Genomic DNA, 22,487 nt, shown 5'->3' on the forward strand with positions numbered 1-22,487 from the left:
TTTTCATCATTTTGTTAGAAGGGCGGTGATTTGCTAGCACAACCGCTTTCTCGCTTCGTTTCTCAACTAGAAAAACCTTGTAGCGTCGTTCCTTCTTTTCACACATTCAACTCATCGATCAAGGGGAACAGCGGTTTTCCACCCGCCTTTTAGGGAAAAACATCATCAGCTCTGCTCTTTCTCCATAACACTGGCTCATTGATGCGCTCAAAGCCTTTCAACCTGGGGGGAGCGCGTTTTTACCGCATCACTGCGCCACCCGCTCTTTTTGGCTCCCAGCTCGGGAACATGCTTTTCTTGAATTTCAAAAGGAGTGATGCTCATTGTACATTCTCCCATCTTCTGTTGCTTCGCCGCTCGTTTCCTGGCTGAACGGTCAGCGTCTCCCGCGGGAGCAGCTGCCGTTTCCCGATGAAGAAATCGCCGCCGCCATCCAGACCGGTTTGCTTCACGAACAACCCGGGCTCATCAAAACAGCGCGCGGCTGGCGCTGCGTCCGTTGCGGAAACGACGATCGTCGTCTGTTCGCCTCGTTTCCGTGCGCCCGCTGCGGATCGGATTGCACGTATTGCCGCAAGTGCTTGGTGATGGGGCGCATCAGCACTTGCACCCGCCTTGTTCATGGGGCCTTGCCTCTTCCTTCCAGCCGTTATGAAGCGCCGCTCGCTTGGGACGGGGAACTGTCCGCCGCCCAAGCGGAGGCCGCGCAGGCTGTCCGACAGGCGGTGCTTGACCGAAGCGAGCTGCTCGTTTGGGCGGTATGCGGGGCGGGAAAGACGGAGATTCTCTTTCCCGCTATCGCTGCGGCGCTTGAGAACGGCGAACGCGTTTGCCTCGCTACGCCGCGGACCGATGTTGTCCGCGAGCTTGCTCCCCGCTTTCGCCAGGCGTTTCCTCGCGTTCCGCTCGCCGTTTGGCACGGCGGAAGCGATGAGCGCGGGCGGATCGCTTCTTTGGTCCTCTCCACCACCCACCAGTTGCTGCGAGCCTACCGCGCATTTGACGTTATGATCGTCGATGAAGTCGACGCCTTCCCGTATTCGGTTGAACCGATGCTTGAATACGCCGTCAGTCAAGCGCGGAAAGAACGATCAAGCCTCATCTATCTCACCGCCACTCCCTCCCGCGCTTGGCAACGTGACATTGCGCGTGGCAAACGGAACGCCGTCGTCATCCCCGCCCGCTACCACGGCCGTCCGCTTCCCGTCCCCGTGTTCGAATGGTGCGGCAATTGGCGCAAGCGGTTAGAGCGCGGCCGCTTGCCCGAAAACGTCCTTGCGTGGGTTCTCCATCGTTTGGAACAGAGAAAGCAGGCGTTTTTGTTCGTTCCCCATATCGATGAGCTTGAAGCTGTCACCCGCCTCTTGCAGCGCGTCAATCCCCGCATCGTCGGCGTCCACGCCGAAGCCCCGGATCGCGCCGATCATGTGCAGGCGTTTCGCGATGGGCGCGTGCCGCTGTTGGTGACGACGACGATCCTTGAACGGGGAGTGACGGTGCCGAACATCGATGTCGCCGTCTTTGGCGCCGAAGACCGCATCTTTACGGAAAGCGCTCTCGTGCAAATCGCCGGCCGCGTCGGCCGCCACGCGGCGTTTCCGGATGGCGACGTCCGCTTTTTCCATCACGGGAAAACGAACGAGATGGTGCGGGCGCGCCGCCACATTGTCCGCATGAATGAGACAGCAAAGAAAAGGGGGTTGCTGCATCGATGAACTGCCTCCTTTGCCATTCTCCGTACAACCCGATCGCGAGCTGGCGCCAGCTTCTTTTCCTCGAAGACCTTGACGTCCTTTGCCCACGCTGCCGCGGGTCGTTCAAACTCATTGACGGCCGCCTTTGCGAGATGTGCGGCCGCCCGCTCGAGGAAGCCAAGCCATCGCTGTGCGCCGACTGTCTCCGGTGGCAGGATGATGAACAATGGGGGAGGGTGCTCGTGAAAAACCGATCTGTGTATCTATACAACGACTGGATGAAAGACGTCGTCGCCTTATGGAAATTCCGCGGCGACTATGTCATCGTCGAGGCATTCCGCCGTCCGTTTTCCCAAGCGTTTCGCCGACATTTCGGCCGCGATTGGCACATCGTCCCAATCCCGCTGAGCCCCGAACGGCTGTATGAGCGCGGCTTCAACCAAGCGGAAGCGCTCGCCCGCCTGCTTCCGTTTCCGTGTTTCCCTTGGCTTTCTCGCAAGCATTCCGAAAAACAATCGAAAAAATCGCGCCGCGAGCGGCTCGAGACCGACAACCCGTTTTTTCTCTCCGGACATCCGCCGATTGACGGAAAACGAATCGTTCTCATCGATGACATTTACACGACGGGCATCACCGTCCGCCACGCGGCCCTTGTTTTGCTTGGAGCGGGGGCGGCAGAGGTGGGGGCGTTGACGCTCATTCGCGCGTAACAGTGTAAACATTGGAAGCCTACGTGCCGATATAATACAGTAGGAGAACAAAGAGCGAGGAAGAATGATGATGCGTATCCATCACGATCAACGATCCAATGAGATCGCCGCACCGGCTGTTTCATTGCAGCCGGGGAGCGTGCAGATGGCGGTAATGAAAGAAAGGTTCAACGATCAAGAGGCCGTGGTCGCCATCGGCCAACAGGATGTACGCGTCCACTTTGTGGATGGCGTCCCAAGCGACCGTTCGTTTATGGTGCGGCTTGTGAAGCAAGAAGGTGGAACTTGGATGGCGCAAGCGGTGCCCCTATCGTCTATAGGGCGGTTTGTGTCATCTTCGTTGGACGATGGAATCGATTCATGGCTGTCGGCCCGTGGCATTCGCCTGACCGAAAAGGAAAAGGAAGCCGTTCGTCGCTTTTGGGAGAAGGAAGGCGGCTCGATCAAGCAAAAACAAGAAACGGTCACTGCTTTGACGGCGAAACAGCTCGAGGTGACCGAGACGCATTTGCGCCTAGCGCATGAAGCGCTCCACGGCCCGCCGCTCGGAGACCTGTTGGCGCCGTTGTTGACGAAAACGGAACCGGAAGAAACCCATGAAGCAAAAGCGGCGCCTGTTCGTGAACAAACGGAGCGATTGGAAGGTTCGCGCGCGTATGCGGTTGCATCGGAGCTGGTTCTTCCGACGGCAGAGGCCCGGACGTTTGCCGTGACGGTAGTGACGGAAAAAATGGTGCAACTCGTGCACGATTTTCGTGTTTGGCAGCGTGATATGGTCCGTCAGCTCGAACAATTTGCGCATGCCGCTGCCCAACAGTCGACAGAGCGAGCCGCGCCGCTTGTTGAGTCGCTCATTCATTCACTCGACCGCATGCTGTTGCACGGGGAATGGTTGTTGTTTACTGACATGAAAACGGAAACGAAGTTGCTTGAGGCGGGGGCGAAGTTGGCAGAGGCGAAACACGGCCTTGCGGAAGGAAAGATGGACGAAGCCGCAAAGACGGTGCGTGAAGTGAAAGCGTTGTTGGAGTCGCTCCGCTTTCAGCCGTCCGAGCAAAAGGTGATGCGCTTTTTCATCGAATCGGACGAGCGGCAGGGCACGAAGCCGCACGAGCAGCTGTCGCGCATACTGAAACACGCGTCCCAAGCGGCTCGTGACAACGCACTATCGGCGAGAGGCGTCGTTGAATCGCTGCGTCGCCTTGGCTTTTTCCATGAGCAAGAAGCGGCCCGTGCACTCTTGAGTGGAGAGTGGTTACCGCCGGTCGAGAATTTGAAATCGCTGCTGCTGTCATGGGTTGAGGAAGGAACCGCTCCCGCGCAGGCGGAACGGCTGCTCATGAATCTTACCGGCCAACAGTTGCTCAACAAATTTACTGTTGACAGCCACACCCAAACTATGTTGTACCAGTGGCCACTCTCGCTTCATGGTGAGATGGCGACCGTGCATGTGCACGTCAACGCTCGCAGCGGTGGCGGCCAACTTGATTGGCAAAACTGCCGCCTCTACTTTTTGTTGGACACGAATCAAGGCAAAGTCGGCATTTCCTTGCAGTCGGTCGAACGGCAGCTGTCCGTGACGGTGGAAACAGAACACGAGCGGTTGGCGGCGGTGTTGCAGTCATGTGCGGCGACAGTCAAAGACCATTTGGAACAGATCGGTTATCGGGTGCAACGCCTCACTTTCCAACCGATGGACACCCAAGACGAGGAGCGGGCGGCGACAGACAGAGTGAAGACGGAAAACGAAACGAGCCAGTGGGAGTGGACGATATGAACAGACACCGTTACGCCCCTGCTTTCAAATCATATGAGCAACATCTTGGCCGACAGCCGCGGCAGCTCGCTGATGAGGTGGCCGACAAGGCGGAGCGGGCGGGCATTCCGCTGCCCCATGACCGGGAGTTGCTGAGACAGCTGGTCGATCCGGTGCCGCGCGTCCCGCCGCAGCTTTACGCGGTGATAGGGGAAGTTTTAAAATGGATTCAGAAGCTTGATGAACAAGGCGGTAGGAGCGAAGAAGATGGAGATCAATAAAATTGCCAACACCCCATCGGTTCCAATCGGCAAAAAAGCGGCGGCTTCTTTTTCGCCATCCGTGTCATTTGCCGAGCTGACCGCCAAGGAGCAGGAAAAGCTGCGAAACGAGCGGCTGAGGCAGTTGGCGGATGAAATCGAACAGCAAGGAAAAAAACTGGCCAAGTCGCGGACGGTTGACGATTTACGGCGGTATAAACAGCTCGTCAGACAATTGCTCGATGAAGCGGTGAACCATGGCTTGAAACTGACGGAGCAGTATGGGTTCCATTGGAGCGGCCGTTCCCGCGTCTATCATATCGTCAAAACGATCGACCAAAAGCTGCTGGACGTCACAAACGCGGTGCTCGAGCAAGAACGGCCGAGGATTGATTTGCTGCAGACGTTGGGGGAAATTCAAGGGTTGATCGTCAATTTGTATACGTAATGGGCACATTGGGAGGGGAGAATGATGAACTTAGAAAATTGCCCGGTTTGCGGCCGTCTGTTTGTCCGCTCGCCGTTTCGCGATATTTGCCCGTCTTGTCATGAAGAAGAAGAACGGCAATTTCAAACCGTGGTCCAATTTTTGCGGCGCCGGGAAAACCGGTTGGCGACGATGGAGCAAATTGTCGATGCGACAGGGGTGCCTGAGACGCTGCTGGTCAAATTCATCAAAAGCGGCCGCTTAACGTTGGCGCAGCTGCCGAATTTAGGATATCCGTGCGACCGTTGCGGCAAGCTGATCCGCGAAGGCAGAATGTGCGCTGACTGTTCAAAAGATTTGCAAAGGCAGCTGGAAATGGCGAAAAAAGAAGAAGAACAGAAGAAAAAACAAGTGTTTCGCACGTATTACACCGACAAAGAGCGAAATGGCCGCTAAACAAATGAACGGATTGACCGATAATAGTAGTAAGGCAACAACGGGCGGAACGGATAGGAGGAATCGCAGTGAGAATCGATAACCGGTTTTTGATTGGCGTTCATCCCTACCGTCAGTACTCGGGCATCCCACAAGGAAAAACAGGGCAACCCGGGCGGCGGGATCGCGTCGAAATTTCTGAGGAGGCAAAAGAGCTGCAGCAACGCTCCACTTGGGCCGCCGAGCGGGAAGAGAAAGTGCGCCGGTTGAAGGAACAAATCGACAACAGAACGTATGAGATCGATGCCCGCGCCATTGCGGAGAAACTATACAAGTTCTATAAGGGCGATGGCCAATGAACACAAGGGTAGAAAATCGCCGAACCGATGATGAACAGCGTGCGCCAGCGCTGCAGCTGATGGCGCTCCTTGACCGGCACTTGACGCTGCACCGGCATTTGCTTCAATTGGCCTATCAAAAAACGGACGTATTAAAACGAGGCGATATGGACGGATTAATGCAGCTGATCCAAAAAGAACAAACTGCTATCGCCGCCATCCAGCAGCTCGAGCGCGAGCGGGCACAACTCGTCGCCGCATGGTCCGATGGCGGGCATCCGCTGACATTGGCCGATTGCTTGCCGAAAATGGACGAGGAGGAGCGGCAAAAAGCCGAACAGTTGGCTAGCGAGTTGCTCGACGTGATCAACGAACTCCAGGCAGTCAACGAGCTGAATGGGCAGCTCATCCGCCAGTCGCTGCAATGGGTGACGCTGATGTTGGACCAATTGATGCCGCAGCCGCCCAACGTGAACTATACCGCGCCAAACCAATCAACGAGACAATATGGACATGGACGAAGCCGTTCACTCTTTGATTCCAAAGCATAGCAGCACAAGTCACCGACGGAAAATAAGGAGAGATCGATCCATCCAACAGCCGTCAAAACGAAACAGAGCCGCTAGGCAGAAAACAGCGGACAATCATTAGAAGATGAAAAGGAGGGGCACGATGGGATCAACATTTCACGGGCTGGAAGTCGCCAAGCGCGGCATGGCCGTGCAGCAAATGGCGCTGTACACGACCGGCCATAACATTGCTAACGCCAACACGCCCGGTTATTCCCGTCAGCGCGTCAACTTTGTCCAAAGCGAGCCGTACCCGCCGGCGTCCCTCAACCGCCCGCAAATTCCGGGACAGATGGGGACGGGGGTCGAGGCGGGCTCGATTGAGCGGGTGCGCGACCGCTTTTTTGACTGGCAATACCGCGGCGAGAACAACAAGCTCGGCTATTGGCAAGCCCAAGCCGATGCGTTAAAAAAAATGGAGGACATTATGAACGAACCGTCCGACAGCGGTTTATCCAAAACCATGGATCAATTTTGGCAGGCGCTCCAGGATTTAAGTGCAAACCCAGAAAATACAGGGGCCCGCTCGGTCGTGCGCCAGCGCGGACTGGCGGTGGTCGAGACGTTTCATTATTTGGCCGATTCGTTAACCTCTATTCAAAACGATCTCGCCAATGAAATTCAAGTGACCGTCAAATCGATCAACTCGATCGCGGAACAGCTGTATAAAATCAACCAACAAATCGCCGAAGTCGAACCGCACGGCTACTTGCCGAACGATTTGTACGATGAGCGCGACCGACTGCTCGATGAACTGTCTGCGCTCGTCAAAATCGAAGTCGAGCCGAAGCCAAGCGGCGGCAATGCGCTGAAAATAGCGGAGGGGTCTTATGATGTATATATTTTTGATGGCAACGGCCAGCGTCAGCTGCTGGTCAATGGCAACCAAGGATACCAGACGTTGTCCGTATCGCCGAGCGCCAGCTCCTCCCCGGAGATGCCGACCGGTCCGCTTACCGGACTTTCGCTTGGAGGCTCTTCCATCCCGTTTGTCGCCTCCGGCAAGTTGAAAGGGTTGATCGAGGCCTACGGATATGATGACGGAAGCGGTGTCAAAGGCATTTATCCCGATATGTTGAAAAAGCTCGATACGCTCGCGTATTCGTTCGCCAAACGGTTTAACGAAGTGCACCAAACAGGGTATACGCTCAGCCCGAGCAACCCGGGAGGGCTGTTTTTCAGCGATTTGACGCAAGTGGACGGGGCAGCGAAAGCGATCCAATTGTCATCCAATATTGATGATTTAAACAATATCGCCGCTTCATCAGCGCCGAACGAACCGGGGAACGGCTTAAACGCCCTTCGTCTCGCCAATGTCAAAAACAGCAATTTTGCCAACCTGCAAAATCCGGCGCCGTCGGTCTCGTATCCGATCACAGCGGGCACGCTGCAGGCGTATTACGAAAGCATGATCGGCCAGCTGGCGGTCGACACCCAACAGGCGAACCGCCTCGTCAACAACTCCGAAGTGCTCCGCCAGTCGGTGGAGGAAAGGCAGCAGTCCGTCAGCGGGGTGTCGCTCGATGAAGAAATGACGAACATGATTCGGTTTCAGCACGCCTACAACGCGGCGGCGCGCACGATTACAACGATTGATGAAATGCTCGATAAAATCATTAACGGCATGGGAATTGTCGGAAGGTAGGTGAGCGATGATGCGCGTCACGCAATCGATGTTAACGCAAAATATGCTGCGCAACTTGAGCCAAAGCTATGAACGGCTCGGCAAAATTCAAGACCAGCTGTCCACCGGCAAAAAAATTGCCCGCCCGTCTGACGACCCGGTCGTGGCCATCAAAGGGGTGGCGTACCGGACGAACTTAACTGAGGTGGAACAGTTTAAACGCAATTTCTCCGAAGCCCATAACTGGATCGATGCGTCCGACTCGGCGCTTAACGAAGCGACGCAAGTGCTCCAGCGCATTCGCGAGCTCGTCGTCCAGGCAAGCAACGATACGTATGAGCAATCGCAGCGTGAGCATATCGCGAAAGAGATCGATGAGCTAAAAAACCATTTAGTGTCCATTGCCAACACACAAATTGCGGGCAAATACATTTTCAATGGCACGGATACCCTTCGACCGCCGGTCAACTTGGACGCCCCAGTGAACAAAGTGTCGACGAACACAGAACAAGTGAAAATCGAGCTGTTAAAAGGCATCCAGCTCCCGGTCAACGTCAATCCGACGCGCGTCTTTACGTACAGCGCGACTCCAGGACAAGGGCTGTTCAGCGATTTAGAAGCGCTTGTGAATGACTTGGAAGCTGGCAAGAGCGGCCAAGAGCTGAACGGTTATTTATCCTATATTGACAAGCACATCGACAACGTCTTGGCCGAGCGTGCCGAGCTTGGCGCGCGAAGCAACCGCCTTGAGCTGATGGAAGCGCGTGTCGATGAACAGGAAGTGATCGCCCGACAAATTTTGTCGGACAATGAAGACGCCGATATCGAACGGGTCATTACCGATTTGAAAACACAGGAAAGTGTGCACCGTGCCGCCCTTGGCGTCGGCGCCCGCATCATTCAGCCGACGCTGCTCGACTTTTTGCGCTAAGCGGATAAGGGGGAGATGACGATGCAGTTGCCGCAGATCCGCTTGCAGTCAACGATGGCGAAAATCGCCATCGAAACCGTTCCGGCGAAACTAGAAATCCAACAGCCGCCTGCCGAGTTGGAAATCGAGCAATCTCCGGCCCGACTCACGATCCGTACGACGCCGTCCAAGCTAACGATCGATCAGACAAAAGCGTGGGAAGACATGAACTTAGAACATATCTTCCGCCGCATCGAAAAGTTTGCTGAACAAGGATACAACGATTGGCTTGACGGGCTGGCCCGCGTCTCTCGCCAAGGCGACGAGCTCATGCGCATCGAGGACGGCGGCAACCCGATCGCCGAGCAGGCGAAAGAAAACAGCGAAACTCCGATGTACGAATTCAACATCGGCTGGGTGCCGTCCCCGTTCAGCGTTCACATATCCTATACCCCGGCGGATGTGGATATTCGCTTTGAGACACACAAACCGGTCATCCGCGCCCGCACGCATACACCGATCATTCGCTACACGCCGGGCGAGGTGGCGATCCGCCTCGCCCAGCGTCCGTCGCTTCACATTGACGTCGTCATTTGAGGAACATAAGGAGGAGCAAGCATTGAACATCGACACGAAATACCACGGAACGGTGGCGGTGAAGGACGAAGACATCATCCGCTTCCCCCACGGCCTGCCCGGATTTGCGGACGAGAAGCGGTTCGTCCTTTTGCCGCTCGCCGACACGCCGTTTGTCATCTTGCAGTCGGTCAAGACCCCCGCGCTTGGGTTTGTGTTGATCGAGCCGTTTTCGTACTTTCCGGCGTACGAATTTGAACTGGATGAAGCGATGGTCGAACAGCTTGACATCGAAAGCGAACGCGACGTCGCCGTGTACGTCATCTTGACGGTTGCTGACCCGTTCGACAACACGACCGCGAACTTGCAGGCGCCCGTGGTCATCAACGCCCGAAAACGAATCGGCAAGCAAGTGATCTTATCGAACACCGCGTACAAAACGAAACATCGCCTCTTCCCGGAAAAAGCGGCGACGTAAAGGAGGCGGGCGAACCATGCTTGTTTTAACGCGCAAACTCAAAGAAGCGATCCAAATCGGCGATGACATCGAAATCACCGTCCTCGCCATCCAAGGCGATCAAGTAAAGCTTGGCATCAACGCACCGAGGCACATCGACATTCACCGCAAAGAAGTGTACCTCGCCATCCAAGCGGAAAACAGTGCCGCCGCCGAAGCGCACGAAGCCTCGCTCACCGAACTGACCGCCAAGCTGAAACAATGGAAACATCCATAACGCCGAAGCGCCCAAACGGCGCTTTTTTCGCTCCATCGAAAAAAATTAAATTTCCCTATTAAACTTCCAAAAAACGCGCCGATATAAACAATGAGCGCGGCATACGGCGAAAGGCGGCCGACTTTCGCCCTAGCCCCGCCGTTCCACAAGGACGTGGAAAACATCATTTCAAGGAGGAAGAGAACATGAGAATCAACCACAACATTGCGGCGTTGAATACGTATCGCCAACTGACGATCGGTCAAAGCGCAGCAGCGAAAAACATGGAAAAACTTTCTTCCGGTCTTCGCATTAACCGCGCTGGTGACGATGCGGCAGGTCTTGCGATTTCGGAAAAAATGCGTGGACAAATTCGTGGGTTGGAGCAAGCGTCACGCAATGCACAGGACGGAATCTCACTCCTCCAGACAGCAGAAGGGGCTTTAAACGAAGTTCACTCTATCCTTCAACGTATGCGTGAGTTAGCGGTGCAAGCTGCGAACGATACAAATACTACTACTGATCGTGGGGAAATTCAAAAAGAGATTAACCAATTAACATCGGAAATTAACCGTATTGGGAATACTACAGAGTTTAACACTCAAAAATTACTTGATGGAACAAAAGCTGGTTCATCTACTGCTACTGCTGCAAAGGTAACTGGAAGTACAGTTACTCTTGGGTCAAGTACGAACTTTAGCAGTGCAAACTTAGTATTTACTGTAGGTATTGGCACCACTACTAAAACTGTTACATTAAACCAGAATTATGATGGTTCAACTAAGACAATGACTGACTTAGTTAATGATTTACAGACAGCCTTAGGTTCAGGTGTAACTGTCACTAACAATAGTGGCAAAATCGAAATCACTGCTAAGAACACTACTGATTCAATTACAATAAATGCTGCAACTTCTGGTAACTTATCAGCGATTGGTTTAACAGCTGGAACAACAAACCCGACTCCAGGAACTGATGGGTTAACATTCCAAATTGGTGCAAATGGTGGTCAAAGCATTGGGATAAATATTAGTGATATGCGTGCAACGTCTACTTTGTTAAAAGTAGCAACTGCTACAGGAACAACTGTAACTGCTTCATCAGGTAAAGTAGCTACTTATACAACAGCTACTGATGTTACTGATGGAACTACAAGCACTGGACAGTTTAAGGCTCTAGATGTTTCTACTAATGCTAACGCTACAGCTGCAATCGATGTTATTGATGATGCAATCAAAAATGTATCAGCTGAGCGTTCTAAGCTTGGTGCATATCAAAACCGTTTAGAGCACACAATCAATAACTTAGGTACAGCTGCAGAAAACTTAACAGCCGCTGAGTCTCGTATCCGCGACGTAGATTATGCCTTAGCTGCCTAAGCAGCGACAGGCACAGTCGTCCTAGCTGGAAACGGCTAGGAGTATCACCGGGTGAATTGCTGGAAACCCCTTAGAGCCTTTGACGCCACAACGTAGCTGGAAACGGCAAGCGTGATGGCTTGAAAAGTCAAAGGATTGGGCAACCAGCAGCCAAGCTCCTGTCCCGAAAGGGTGGAGAAGGTTCAACGACTAGGACATACCGCCTAAGGCAACTGCTATGGCGATGAAGTCCATAGGATGAACAGGATTCCTCCATCGTCCTGCATCATCCGAAGCGCCCGGCCCCTACCAGGTGAAGCTGAGGGTGAAGAGGTAGTCTTGTCCCGTCACGAAAGTGAGGGTGGCACGATGGCCAAAGAAATGATGGAATTCACGAAAAACAACATCTTGGCGCAAGCAGCGCAAGCGATGTTGGCTCAATCAAACCAACTGCCGCAGGCGGTGTTGCAGCTGCTTCGGTAGGTTGGTTTGGCGGGCGTCTTAGCTGGAAACGGCTAAGAGGATGACTGGGTGAATTGCTGGGAAGCCCTGAGAGCCTTTGGCGCCACAACGTAGCTGGAAACGGCAAGCGTGATGGCTTGAAAAGTCAAAGGATTGGGCAACCAGCAGCCAAGCTCCTGTCCCGAAAGGGTGGAGAAGGTTCAACGACTAGGGCATACCACCTACGGCGAGTGCTATGGTGATGAAGCCCGTAGGGGAGGCCGATGCCGAACCGAAGCGCCCAGCCCCTAACAGGTGAAGCTGAGGGTGAAGAGGTAGTCTACACAACGTTCGAAAGACGTTGAGGCATGGCAAGCCAACCAACAACCGCAAGGGGTATTGCAATTGCTTCGTTAATACGAGAAAACATACCGAGGGACATTTGGTTTCCTCGGTATTTCTTTTGTTAGGATGATAAGACAAAAAATTTTAAAAGTATATAGAACGTACGTTTGTATATATGCTATAATCAAAGGGGGTGATTCAAGTGACGGATACAAATGAACATCGGACAATTCCTTGTTACGAATTGGAGCAATTCCCGATTATAGGTGTGTACAAAGAATTGCTAGCTGGAAAGAGAAAGGCGCTTCCGGCAGGGACATGGGAAAAGGACGAAAATGTCATCATCTTGGTACGCTATGTGCTAGAAGTACAACTTGGTTTATCAAGGGAACAAATTCCGAAGATAAATAAAAAGATTATTGGAGAACAAAAACTTTGGGGAGTTTTGAATCGGTTTAAATCTCCCCGTCGGCTCATTGAGTTTGTTTACCCTAACGAATATAATGAATTCGACTTCTACCGTGTTCCGGTTGATTATTGGCGTAATGTTGAAAATATACGTAAACGTTTGGAGTGGTATTTGGATAAAGAGGGAATCAAGATTGAGGAGATCCCTCAAAAAGTAAATCGATATGTGCTTGTCGAATGGGGATTTTCCAATCCTTTAAAGCGATACGGTTACTCCCCATTTCGCTTGATAAGCGCCCTATACCCCGGCCGTTTTAAAGAAACGGATTTTAAAAAAATTCCTCAAGGTTATGCAATGAACCGCGAATTTTTAAGAGAACAGTTTATGGACATGCTTCGTCAAGAAAAGATTCAGTTCGAAGACGTGCCGAAGAAAGTGACGCAGCAAATGCTCATCAAGCATCGTTTTAGTGCAGCTTTAAAACATCACCGCAATTCGCCTCTAGAGTTTATACAATATCTTTTCCCCAACCAATTTTCACTCGATGATTTTCACACAAAACCAAACGGCTATTGGAAAGATATCAAGAATGTTAGACAGGCAATTATTGATTTGATTGAAAGGGAGAAAGTAGCCGAGCAGGATGTCCCGCGCTTTATGACGAAACAGCGGCTGATGGCGGAAGGGCTGACTGGTCTGTTGCATGAATATCATGGTTCGCCGATTGAGATTATAGAGGCGGTGTTTCCAGGGAAGTATGATGTAACAGAGTTTCAGCGTGTGCCGAACCAACATTGGCATTCGCTGCAAAAACGGGTACAGGCGCTGCGGACGTTTTGTGCCAAGCGGGGGATCGGCCGCGAGGAGTTGCCGCGGTTAAACCGGGCGTATTTCCGCAAGCATTTCCCACGGTTTATCAGCATGGTCGATCGTCATTACGACAGCAAATTTTACCGTTGGATTATGGAATCATTCCCCGAATATACATTTCAGCCTGAGGAATTTAATTTGCTAGTTGGGATTGACGGGCAATTGTGTGATTCAAAAGAAGAACTAGAAATCCATAACTTTTTGATTCGCGAGGTCGTTGATGGGAAAGTGGAAAGAGAAGGATGTCGTTTTGTGAACTACGAATATGACGAAGTATATATCCCTGACTGGGTGATTGAACAAAACGGCAGAAAGTGGATTGTCGAATATTTCGGACTATATGGTTCGACGCGTTACAAGTGGTATACGGAGAAGGCGGACCGAAAAATGCAGTTTTACCATTCGCTCGCCGATTATACGTTGATTGTGATCATGCCTGATGATTTTCGGGAAAAAGGGTTTCAAAGAATTGTGTCCCTTTTGATTAGTAATGGGATACAGATTAATGTTCATTGTTCTCTGGAACGATGATTTTTAAGGCATTAAGAGGTTAAAAATGATAAAATGAAGCAAAAAGTTGAAGAGATTATGTACCAATGTCATTGCCATAAACCGATAGCTGTCCGGCCGCATTGGTACTACTGAAGGAGGTGACGCAATGATCATCTTAAAACAAGGCAATCTCTTGGAAGATGAAGCAGAAGCTTTGGTAAACACGGTCAATTGTGTCGGCGTGATGGGGAAAGGAATTGCACTGCAATTTAAGCAAGCTTATCCAGAAATGTTTTCGGAGTATGAAAAGGCTTGCCGCCGCAAGGAAGTGCAGCCAGGCAAAATGCATGTCGTTTCCACTAAATCGTTATTGAACCCAAAATATATTATTAATTTTCCTACAAAACGCCATTGGAAAAATAAATCCCGGATGGAAGATATTGAACTAGGGTTGGCGGATTTGATAAAGGTGGTTAAAGAGCTTAATATAAAATCGATTGCGCTTCCGCCGCTTGGCTGTGGAAATGGTGGGCTTAGATGGGATGAAGTACGTCCTAAAATTGAAGCGGCTTTTGAGCATTTAAAAGAGGTGGAAGTGCATTTGTATGAGCCTGCAGGGAGCCCTAACCCTGATCAAATCAAAATACGTACAAAACCTCCAAAGATGACAAGATCTCGAGCGTTATTGCTAATGTTAATGAATGATTATTCCATTCCGGGGTATAAGTTGTCATTGCTGGAAGTTCAGAAGTTGGCTTATTTTCTTCAGGTTGTCGGCGAACCGATGAGATTGCGATTTGAGAAAGGGAAATACGGTCCATACGCGGACAACTTGAATCATGTTTTACTGCGTTTGGACGGTCATTTTATTCGAGGTTTTGGCGACCGCAACCGGGATGCAGAAATTTATTTACTACCGAATGTGGTACAAGAAGCTGAACAGTATTTGCAGGGGGATTCCGAGGCTGACGAACATTTAGAAAAAGTGCGGAATGTCATTCAAGGGTTTGAAACTCCATATGGGCTGGAATTGCTTTCCACTGTACATTGGGTTGTGAAAGAAAATCCGGATATAAAAGACGATGTTCATTCCATTATTGGAGAGATTCACAACTGGAACGAACGAAAGCGGAAGATATTTAAAGAAACGCATATCACAAAAGCTTGGCAACATTTGAAAGGAATAGGGATGCTTAATTAATAAAAAATGCTTGTTAGATTAAGCCTTGCTCGTTCGGGGAGTAAGGCTTTTATTATCAGTGTAAACCTTAATTAGATTCTTATCCCAATCAAATAAAGATACGTCCAAACCTTTTAAAGATGACAAAATCGAATGTGATATTATGCAATATTTGTAATTTTTTCATTATATCTTATTTGGCGGCTAACGGGTAGATGAGTCAGAAAATAACGATGAAACAAACGATATACGAAATATTTTCTGTAAATTGTATTCAGATAGTAGCAAGGACATGAAAATTTACTTATTACTGTGGATATTAGTCAAAAATTTTTGCTCGATATCGAATAGGGTCCCGATTGAAAAAGCAGAGGACAAGCAAACTCCCTTAGTATAGTTTGTTTCTATCGATATGATGTTAGACGTTGGCATTAAATTGTACTCATACTGCTTGCCACGCTTAAATTTTAAAAATATTATGTAAGGTGATTAGTGATAAAATGTAATAAAAAGAGATGGAGGCAAACAAATGAAATGGTCAGAGTTACGTAAGCAATATCCGAATCAATTTGTGTTGGTGGAGGCTATTTCGGCTTGTTCACAAAATGGCAAACGTATCATTAAGGAAATGGCAGTGATCGATCGGTATCATAGTGTGTCTGATGCATGGAATGGTTATAAACAGCAGCACAAAACTTTTCCGGAGAAAGAATTATATATTTTTCACACAAGTAAGGAGCAAATAGAGGTAGAAGAACAATATTTTATAGGGATTCGGGGGAGAGTATGAATATAAGAATAGAAAATGGATTACCTATTGTTTCTGTCGAAATAAAGTGTGGTGAAAAAACTGTTCTTTTAACAGACGTGTTGTTGGACACAGGTTGTGCTACGACCATTTTTGATACGGATGCACTCGCACAAATTGGTATCGAATTAGATATTATTAATGGAAGAACAAAACGAATGTACGGAGTAGGCGGATACAGCGAGATTTGTTATGAACAAATCGTAAACAACGTTATAATTGATGGAAAGGAGCTAGCATCATTTTTATTACAACTGGGAATGACTAAAGAAATATATGGTTTTGACGGAATTTTAGGCGTAGACTTTATGGAGAGAACGGGAATGATTATTGATTTTAAAAATTTCATTATTAAATATGGATAAAAGCAATGTTTGAGTTTTGCCAAGAATGTTTTGTGCTTATATTCCTCATCTTGTTTTTTTGTTTTAATGTGATTTTACTCTTTTATATTCCCCTTTTAAGTTTCTACTTTCCCCTCGTTAGTTTTTGCTTATGATACCCCCGCTATTTTCAACAATTGACAAGTATTATACACAAGAAATGAAATTATCATCATCTCCTGATTTTTATATGGATTGCATTTATTGTTCCCTCCCCCTTCACACTCCCTACGTTTCATCCGATATAAACCATAGAAATCGTCCAAACCAAAGGAGCGGATCGTATGACGATTGAACGGGTGTCTTCTTCTTTCCTTTCATATGAGCCGACGCGAAGCGAACAGGTGCATCCAACCGTTGAACGCGCGGCAGTGCAGCCTCAAGAAGCGGGGGGTTCTGCTTCTTCCCTTTTTCAACCGCTTTCGGAAGAAGCTGTGGAGAAAGTGGTCAACGGCTTGAATGAGCTCGTGCAGCCGAGCCATACATCAATCCGGTTTGAGCTGCATAAAGAGCTGCATGAATATTACGTGCAAGTGGTGGATGAAAAAACGCAGGAAGTGATCCGCGAAATCCCGCCGAAGAAGCTGTTGGATATGTACGCGGCGATGATGGAGTTTGTCGGGCTTTTGGTGGATAAAAAAATTTAACGGTGGTGAGTCGACATGGCGAATACGTTGCGCATCAGCGGCCTCGCGAGCGGGATGGATATCGACCAGATCGTCAAGGACTTAATGAAAGTGGAACGGATGCCGCTTGATAAATTGAAGCAGAAAAAGCAGCTGCTCGAGTGGCAGCGCGATGATTACCGGTCGATGAACACGTTGCTTCAGGGGCTTGACGACTACTTGTTTTCCAACATCACGCTCCAAAGCAGCATGCTCAAAAAAACCGTCTCGAGTTCGAACGAATCGGTCGTCACAGCGACGGCGGGCTCGAGTGCGGCGAACGTGGCGGCGATTCAAGTCAATCAAGTGGCCACATCGGCCGTCTGGCTGTCCGATGCTACGAAAAGGGTGGATAAAGCGAGTTTCTCGGTAGACGCCGATGTCACGCTGACGATCAACGTGACAAACGGGGATGGGACGACGAAGCAGGCGGCGATCACAGTGAAGAAAGGAACGACGCTCGATGGGGTGATCGCCCAACTCAACAGCAACCTAGATCTTGGCGTCAGCGCGTTTTACGACGAGCAGACCGGGCGGGTTTCGATCATGAAAAAAGAGATGGGGGCGCAAGCGAGCTTGGTGCTCGCCGACCAGGCGACGGTGGACTTTTTTGCGCAATTAGGGTTTACGAATATTGCAGCGGGGCAAGAGCTCACGGGGAAAACGGCAGGGAAAGACGCCGACATCACCATCAACGGCTTGCGAACGACCCGCTCGTCGAACACATTTACGATCAACGGTGTGACGTATACGGTGAAAGGGACGGGCACGGCGACGGTGTCGGTGGAGACGGATGTGGACGCGATGTTTAACGCCATTAAAGGGTTTGTCGATAAATACAATGAAGTGATCGCCAAAATCAACGCCGAGTTGAAAGAAGAGCGCTATCGCGACTATCAGCCGCTCACCGATGAGCAAAAAGAAGCGATGACGGAAAAGCAAATCGAGCTGTGGGAAGAAAAGGCGCGGAGCGGGATGCTTCGCGGCGATTCGATTTTGTCGAGCGCCTTAAGCCAAATGCGGATGAATGTGTACACGAAAGTCGAAGGAGCGAACATTCCAAGCGGGTTCTCGCAGCTCGCGCAAATCGGGATTACGACGTCGTCGAATTACCTTGACGGTGGGAAGTTGATCATTGACGAGACGAAGCTGCGGGAGAAAATCAAGGAAAACCCGGATGCCGTCTATCAACTGTTTAACCAAGACGGGGCGACGGATGCGGAAAAAGGGATCGCCCGCCGCCTGCGTGATACGATCAAAGCGACGATCGGGAAGATTGAGCAAAAAGCCGGGAAGACGATTTGGACGAACCAGCAGTTTGCGATCGGGCGCGATTTAATCGAAATCAATGACCAAATTGACCGCTTCGAAGACCGTTTGAAACAAATTGAAGACCGCTACTATCGCCAATTCACGGCGATGGAAGAGGCGATTCAGCGCGCCAACCAGCAAAGCATGTACTTGATGAACGCCTTTGGCGGCGGCATGCAGGGGTAAGCGGTTTGAAGGCTCAGGCGCTGTCGCGGTGACAGTGGGGGAAGAAGCGACCACGCTCACGGATGGCAACAGATGAAGGGCGTTCGGCGCGGCCCGTTGAATCAGATGATGGCTTTGCGATGGGGTGAACATCATAGAAGAGGAGTGACGGAAGATGGCGACAAACAATCCGTATCAACACTACCAAGCGAACGCGGTGCAGACGGCTTCTCCTGGTGAACTGACGTTGATGCTGTATAACGGGTGCTTGAAGTTTATCAAGCTTGCGCGCCAGGCGATGGAGACGGGCGATATCGCGGCGCGTAATGAAAACTTGTTGAAGGCGCAAAAGATCATTTTGGAATTGATGGCGACGCTGAAAATGGAATATGACGTCGCGAAATCGATGATGACCATGTATGACTACATCTACCGCCGTCTGATCGAGGCGAATGTGAAAAGCGATGCGGCGATTTTGGATGAAGTGGAAGGGTATGTCGTCGAGTTTCGCGATACGTGGAAACAAGTGATTCAGCTCCATCGGCAGCGCCAATACGCGGAAGGCGGGCAGGCGTAATGAGCGTGCGCGAAGTTTGGCAGTTGACGCGCGAATTGCTCGAAGCGACCGCTCTGCCGTGGCCAGCTGAGGAGCGCGAGGCGCGGCTTGTGCAAGTGGATGAGCTGCTTCGGCGGCGTGAGGAGTGGCTTCGGGAGCTGCGTCCGCCGTACAGCGAGGAAGAGCAGCGGCTTGGCCGCGAGGTCGTTGCTTGGAATCGAGAGATTGAAGCGCGGCTTCGTCAAGTGCGCGATGAGATTGGCAGTGATTTGCGGATCACCGAGGCGAAGCGGCAGGCGAACGCCCGCTATGTTCACCCGTACGAGCAGCCACTTTCGTTTGATGGAATGTTTTACGATAAACGGCGATAGGTGGAATGGATATGGCAAAATTGACGAGTGACGCGCTGGACATCATCCGCCAATACGCAGCGTTGCTCGAGACAGTCGAAGAAGGGCTCGATTATGTGGAGGCGAGTTTTTCTGACCCGCGGCGGATGCATGCGGATGTGTTGCTGGCGGATCTTTTATTGGCGCTTGGGAAAATCGGTGAGACGAACGTTTATTTATGCCAGCTGTTCGCTGACGAGAGCGATTTGATCGGCCATATCGAACGGTTTGCGGATGTGCTGGAAGCGGCAGCGGCGCTTGACGGGCAATTTTCCGATGCGGCGGCGAAAGAGCGCATTGTCTGTGGACGGTTGTCGCCGGCGTTTCAGGCGTGGAAGAGTGCGATGGAGAGCGGTCTGCGGCGGTATGTTGTGCAGTGAAGAACGAACGGCGGTGCTTTGCCAGCCGTGCAAGCGAAAGCGGGTGTCCTCTTGCTGGAATCGAGGGCACCCGCTTTTGTGCGGCAGGGCGAATGAAACCGGCATTCGTTCGCCTGTTTTTGCCGTGAGCGGCAAAAGAGTCAAACGGCCTTGACAATGGTGATGTTCATCTCTTTCCGCAAGTCAATCTCATACGGGCTTTTCAGCTCCTCGCCCGCGGGATTTTTGATGACGCGGACGATGGGGCGGAGCGGGAAGCCCGGAAACACTTGCGAGACGACGCCGACTTCTCCGGTGTTGAGCTTGACGGTCGTGGCGACGTTGACTGAATGGTAGAAAAAAGTATCCATTGGAAATGACCAAATCCGACAAGTTGATGAGCAAATCTTCTTGTTTTAGCAAATAATCCAAAATGTCTTTGAACACTTTTTCGTACTCTTTTCCTAAATCGAGGGAGGACACACGGCTGAGCAGTTTTTTTGCTCAATCAAGGCCGTCATCGTCTCGTACACTTTTTTCACCGCCTGCTGGCGCACGGTCGGGCTGATGAGCGGGCGCGGGCGGATGTCATATGTTTGTTTGTCGTCAATGTGAACTACCCCACTTAATTTTCTAGCGAAAATTTGAAGTGGGGGCTTCCAAAGAAGTTTGACTGCTTCAAGCAATCCTTATTCTTTGAGGCGTGTCCACTTCGCCGCTAGAGCATAAGACACTCAGGTCTACAGCTTTACTTTTCTTTAAGATGTTTAATGCGCCATTGACATCAGCATTAATTAGTTTGCCAGACTTTGTTCGATACAAGCCGCGCTTAATACGTTTGCCGCTGAACTTATATTCTTTTGGATTGTCGGCATTATATTCAGGAATCTCATCGCCGTCAAAAAAGCTGGCTTGAGACGTATAGGATTCTTCCTGTTTCAAGAATTCAATGCCGTAAAATTTACAAAGATATTCTAGTTTTTCTTTTATGTTACCGAGAGGAATATTGACAAAGTTTTGATTTGTCTTTTTTCCTAGATTCATATTGCGTTTCCATGTTTCCGCATAGCCAATGACAAGTTTGCCAATTTGATTTTCAATACAGTAGTTAATGATGTAACGGCAAGTCTTGTTGATATAATCATTCACTTTATTATTGCGATTCATAGCAAGCAAAGCCTGTTTACGAGTGGTGCCTTTGATTTTTTGCTTATCTTTTATGCTTTGAAGTCTGGCATTTTCTTTGTTAAACCATTGATTGATACTTTTTAATCTCCGCCCATCAATGATGAACGATCTGCCGTCTGATGTGACACAAGTGGCAAGATTATTTAATCCTAAATCAATCGCCAGTGCTTTTTGGTCATTTAATTCTCTTTGATCTTCAGGCATTTCATATTTATACTGAATCTCAAAGAACCTGGCATGATGCTTAGGAATGATTTCAATCTGCTTAATCTTTTTGTCCAGTAACACAGGCGGAATCGTTATCGTGATAGGCTTGTGAGTCTTTTTAAATAGGCGAGAATACGGTATCGTGAATTTGTTGCCGTCTATACGAATCTGGCCAATGATCAGTGAATGAAAGCCATCTTTTTTAAGATATTTTGGAATACTGATAGCCTTGTAGTCATATTTTCCTTGTTTGGCAAGACTGATCAAACCAAAGAAAGATTTAAAGGCTTCATTGACCTTTTTTAAAATTTGCTGTGCCATGTTGCTGTTTAACAGCTTATAGTTTTCGTTAGTTTTTGCAAGATGATAGTTTTTCTCATAATTAAGAAATTCCTTGTGTTCAAAATAGTATTGTCTGACATTGTACAATCCGACGTTGTACATGTTCTTGGCAATATGGCACAGTTCTCGAAGAGTCAAGTATTCTTCTTTGGTCAAACCATTTAGCTGTTGTTTGATACAAAAATACATTTTTTCACCTCCCATCTAACTATATTATACCATATTTTACTGAATCTATCCTATTTTCAGCAAAATATATATAGATGCAATTTAAAGCTTTAACATTTTTCGTCTTTGCCGGTCATTGCATCCGACTGTCGAGTGACCGAACAACGCCGCTTAAAGACCCATGAATGGGTCTGTGAAGCGAGTCGTTGTTCGGTCTTCCGTCACGCTAAGGCGTGACGGAGGCAAGCCACACGCTTGCCTTCGACAGTCGAAAATGGGCAAACCACTTTTCTGTCAAGGATATGTTAAACTTCTTTGTTGCATCTATATAGTTAAGGCGATTCATCTCCCACTTACTCCGCTTCGCTTCGTTGAAGTGGGAGTCTTCTCGCCTAATTAAGATAACCCGTGGTGCTAGTTGAGCTTTAGCGCTCAACTAGCCCAAGTGTAACCAGGGAATAAGCTAACAATATACCGTCTAGTGCCACTTCAAATCCGATAATCGAATTGGCTCGGATCCCCGTGATGTGATAGTGGTCAACCAGAACCGAGAACACCGTCTCGATCACTTTGCGTTTTTGTTGGATCCACTGCTCCCATGTCTCAGACGCACGATGTTTCTGGTTTTTTCGAGACGGAGTCCAAAGCGCCATTTGGTATTCTTCGTACAGCCTTTTTTGCAAGTCACGGCTAATGAATCCTTTGTCCCCAAAGTTATACGGGTGGGGAATTTGGGTCATCACGCTTTCGGCTGCGATTCGATCGTGGCAAGATGCTTCCGTCACCACATACCCCATTGGCAGCCCTTGATCGGTCACTTGAAGGTGCAGCTTCAACCC

27 protein-coding genes and 1 pseudogene are annotated in these 22,487 nt (G+C 49.9%); 24 read left to right on the top strand and 4 right to left on the bottom strand.

The window, feature by feature from the left end; all coding sequences use genetic code 11:
• Positions 1-323: 323 nt before the first annotated feature.
• The 24 genes and pseudogenes from CD000_RS17205 to CD000_RS17320 all read left to right on the top strand — a co-directional run bounded on the left by CD000_RS17205 (position 324) and on the right by CD000_RS17320 (position 19,764).
• Entirely contained in the window at positions 324-1,715 is a 1,392-nt protein-coding gene (locus CD000_RS17205) for an ATP-dependent helicase ComFA (protein WP_096226146.1), read from the top strand.
• Entirely contained in the window at positions 1,712-2,404 is a 693-nt protein-coding gene (locus CD000_RS17210; RefSeq protein WP_096226147.1) for a ComF family protein, read from the top strand. Before CD000_RS17205 ends, CD000_RS17210 begins: the two co-directional genes overlap by 4 nt.
• 64 nt (positions 2,405-2,468) lie before the next feature.
• Entirely contained in the window at positions 2,469-4,181 is a 1,713-nt protein-coding gene (locus CD000_RS17215; protein ID WP_198962521.1) for a hypothetical protein, read from the top strand.
• Positions 4,178-4,441 carry a hypothetical protein gene (locus CD000_RS17220; RefSeq protein WP_096226149.1) on the top strand — a complete coding sequence of 88 codons (264 nt, stop codon included), beginning with the start codon at positions 4,178-4,180 and terminating at the stop codon, positions 4,439-4,441. Before CD000_RS17215 ends, CD000_RS17220 begins: the two co-directional genes overlap by 4 nt.
• A complete protein-coding gene (locus CD000_RS17225) occupies positions 4,428-4,868 on the top strand; it encodes a YaaR family protein (RefSeq protein WP_096226150.1) in 441 nt (146 codons plus the stop codon). Before CD000_RS17220 ends, CD000_RS17225 begins: the two co-directional genes overlap by 14 nt.
• Before the next feature lie 21 nt (positions 4,869-4,889).
• Positions 4,890-5,303 carry a TIGR03826 family flagellar region protein gene (locus CD000_RS17230; protein ID WP_020756449.1) on the top strand — a complete coding sequence of 138 codons (414 nt, stop codon included), beginning with the start codon at positions 4,890-4,892 and terminating at the stop codon, positions 5,301-5,303.
• 68 nt (positions 5,304-5,371) lie between these two features.
• On the top strand, positions 5,372-5,641 hold the full coding sequence (flgM, locus tag CD000_RS17235) for a flagellar biosynthesis anti-sigma factor FlgM (protein ID WP_033014950.1): 270 nt from the start codon (positions 5,372-5,374) through the stop codon (positions 5,639-5,641).
• A complete protein-coding gene (locus tag CD000_RS17240; RefSeq protein WP_023633641.1) occupies positions 5,638-6,171 on the top strand; it encodes a flagellar protein FlgN in 534 nt (177 codons plus the stop codon). Before flgM ends, CD000_RS17240 begins: the two co-directional genes overlap by 4 nt.
• A 121-nt stretch (positions 6,172-6,292) precedes the next feature.
• Positions 6,293-7,834 (top strand): flagellar hook-associated protein FlgK, encoded by a 1,542-nt coding sequence (flgK, locus tag CD000_RS17245; protein WP_096226151.1) that lies wholly within the window; start codon positions 6,293-6,295, stop codon positions 7,832-7,834.
• 10 nt (positions 7,835-7,844) lie between these two features.
• Positions 7,845-8,744 carry a flagellar hook-associated protein FlgL gene (gene flgL, locus CD000_RS17250; RefSeq protein ID WP_096226316.1) on the top strand — a complete coding sequence of 300 codons (900 nt, stop codon included), beginning with the start codon at positions 7,845-7,847 and terminating at the stop codon, positions 8,742-8,744.
• 21 nt (positions 8,745-8,765) lie between these two features.
• Positions 8,766-9,320, top strand: a complete 555-nt coding sequence (locus tag CD000_RS17255; protein ID WP_096226152.1) for a DUF6470 family protein — start codon at positions 8,766-8,768, stop codon at positions 9,318-9,320.
• A gap of 22 nt (positions 9,321-9,342) precedes the next feature.
• On the top strand, positions 9,343-9,777 hold the full coding sequence (gene fliW / locus CD000_RS17260; protein ID WP_096226153.1) for a flagellar assembly protein FliW: 435 nt from the start codon (positions 9,343-9,345) through the stop codon (positions 9,775-9,777).
• Positions 9,778-9,793: 16 nt separating this feature from the next.
• Positions 9,794-10,033, top strand: coding sequence for a carbon storage regulator CsrA (gene csrA / locus CD000_RS17265; protein ID WP_096226154.1), 240 nt, complete (start codon positions 9,794-9,796; stop codon positions 10,031-10,033).
• 185 nt (positions 10,034-10,218) lie between these two features.
• Positions 10,219-11,391 carry a flagellin N-terminal helical domain-containing protein gene (locus tag CD000_RS17270; protein WP_096226155.1) on the top strand — a complete coding sequence of 391 codons (1,173 nt, stop codon included), beginning with the start codon at positions 10,219-10,221 and terminating at the stop codon, positions 11,389-11,391.
• A gap of 345 nt (positions 11,392-11,736) precedes the next feature.
• A pseudogene (locus tag CD000_RS19315) lies at positions 11,737-11,853 on the top strand (flagellin); the annotation flags it as partial.
• 505 nt (positions 11,854-12,358) lie between these two features.
• Positions 12,359-13,966: a DUF4046 domain-containing protein gene (locus CD000_RS17280; protein WP_096226157.1), complete on the top strand. Its 1,608-nt coding sequence runs from the start codon at positions 12,359-12,361 to the stop codon at positions 13,964-13,966.
• A 127-nt stretch (positions 13,967-14,093) separates the two neighbouring features.
• Complete coding sequence (gene darG / locus CD000_RS17285; protein ID WP_096226158.1) at positions 14,094-15,128, top strand: type II toxin-antitoxin system antitoxin DNA ADP-ribosyl glycohydrolase DarG; 1,035 nt, start codon at positions 14,094-14,096, stop codon at positions 15,126-15,128.
• Positions 15,129-15,636: 508 nt separating this feature from the next.
• Positions 15,637-15,897 (top strand): hypothetical protein, encoded by a 261-nt coding sequence (locus CD000_RS17290; protein WP_033026284.1) that lies wholly within the window; start codon positions 15,637-15,639, stop codon positions 15,895-15,897.
• Positions 15,894-16,280, top strand: coding sequence for a pepsin/retropepsin-like aspartic protease family protein (locus CD000_RS17295; protein WP_033014989.1), 387 nt, complete (start codon positions 15,894-15,896; stop codon positions 16,278-16,280). The genes CD000_RS17290 and CD000_RS17295 overlap by 4 nt, the downstream gene beginning before the upstream one ends.
• 302 nt (positions 16,281-16,582) lie before the next feature.
• Positions 16,583-16,945: a flagellar protein FlaG gene (flaG, locus tag CD000_RS17300; protein WP_096226159.1), complete on the top strand. Its 363-nt coding sequence runs from the start codon at positions 16,583-16,585 to the stop codon at positions 16,943-16,945.
• A 15-nt stretch (positions 16,946-16,960) separates the two neighbouring features.
• On the top strand, positions 16,961-18,460 hold the full coding sequence (locus CD000_RS17305) for a flagellar hook-associated protein 2 (protein WP_096226160.1): 1,500 nt from the start codon (positions 16,961-16,963) through the stop codon (positions 18,458-18,460).
• Positions 18,461-18,614: 154 nt separating this feature from the next.
• Complete coding sequence (gene fliS, locus CD000_RS17310; RefSeq protein WP_047819009.1) at positions 18,615-19,016, top strand: flagellar export chaperone FliS; 402 nt, start codon at positions 18,615-18,617, stop codon at positions 19,014-19,016.
• Entirely contained in the window at positions 19,016-19,366 is a 351-nt protein-coding gene (gene fliT / locus CD000_RS17315; RefSeq protein WP_096226161.1) for a flagellar protein FliT, read from the top strand. Before fliS ends, fliT begins: the two co-directional genes overlap by 1 nt.
• An 11-nt stretch (positions 19,367-19,377) precedes the next feature.
• Positions 19,378-19,764, top strand: coding sequence for a DUF8042 domain-containing protein (locus CD000_RS17320; RefSeq protein ID WP_096226162.1), 387 nt, complete (start codon positions 19,378-19,380; stop codon positions 19,762-19,764).
• A gap of 140 nt (positions 19,765-19,904) precedes the next feature.
• Here the strand turns inward: CD000_RS17320 and CD000_RS19320 are convergent, their stop codons facing one another.
• The 4 genes from CD000_RS19320 to CD000_RS17340 form a co-directional block, all read right to left on the bottom strand.
• The gene (locus CD000_RS19320) at positions 19,905-20,114 is read right to left on the bottom strand and encodes a hypothetical protein (RefSeq protein WP_233130480.1); all 210 of its coding nucleotides are present in this window, start codon (positions 20,112-20,114) and stop codon (positions 19,905-19,907) included.
• 93 nt (positions 20,115-20,207) lie between these two features.
• Positions 20,208-20,429 (bottom strand): hypothetical protein, encoded by a 222-nt coding sequence (locus tag CD000_RS19325; RefSeq protein ID WP_233130481.1) that lies wholly within the window; start codon positions 20,427-20,429, stop codon positions 20,208-20,210.
• Positions 20,422-21,669 carry an RNA-guided endonuclease InsQ/TnpB family protein gene (locus CD000_RS17330; RefSeq protein ID WP_096226163.1) on the bottom strand — a complete coding sequence of 416 codons (1,248 nt, stop codon included), beginning with the start codon at positions 21,667-21,669 and terminating at the stop codon, positions 20,422-20,424. The genes CD000_RS19325 and CD000_RS17330 overlap by 8 nt, the downstream gene beginning before the upstream one ends.
• Positions 21,670-22,073: 404 nt before the next feature.
• A partial coding sequence (locus CD000_RS17340) for an IS982 family transposase (protein ID WP_143425289.1) occupies positions 22,074-22,487 on the bottom strand: 414 nt, incomplete at its 5' end.

It is taken from the genome of Geobacillus sp. FJAT-46040 (assembly GCF_002335725.1).
In the GTDB taxonomy this organism is placed as follows: Bacteria; Bacillota; Bacilli; order Bacillales; family Anoxybacillaceae; genus Geobacillus; species Geobacillus thermoleovorans.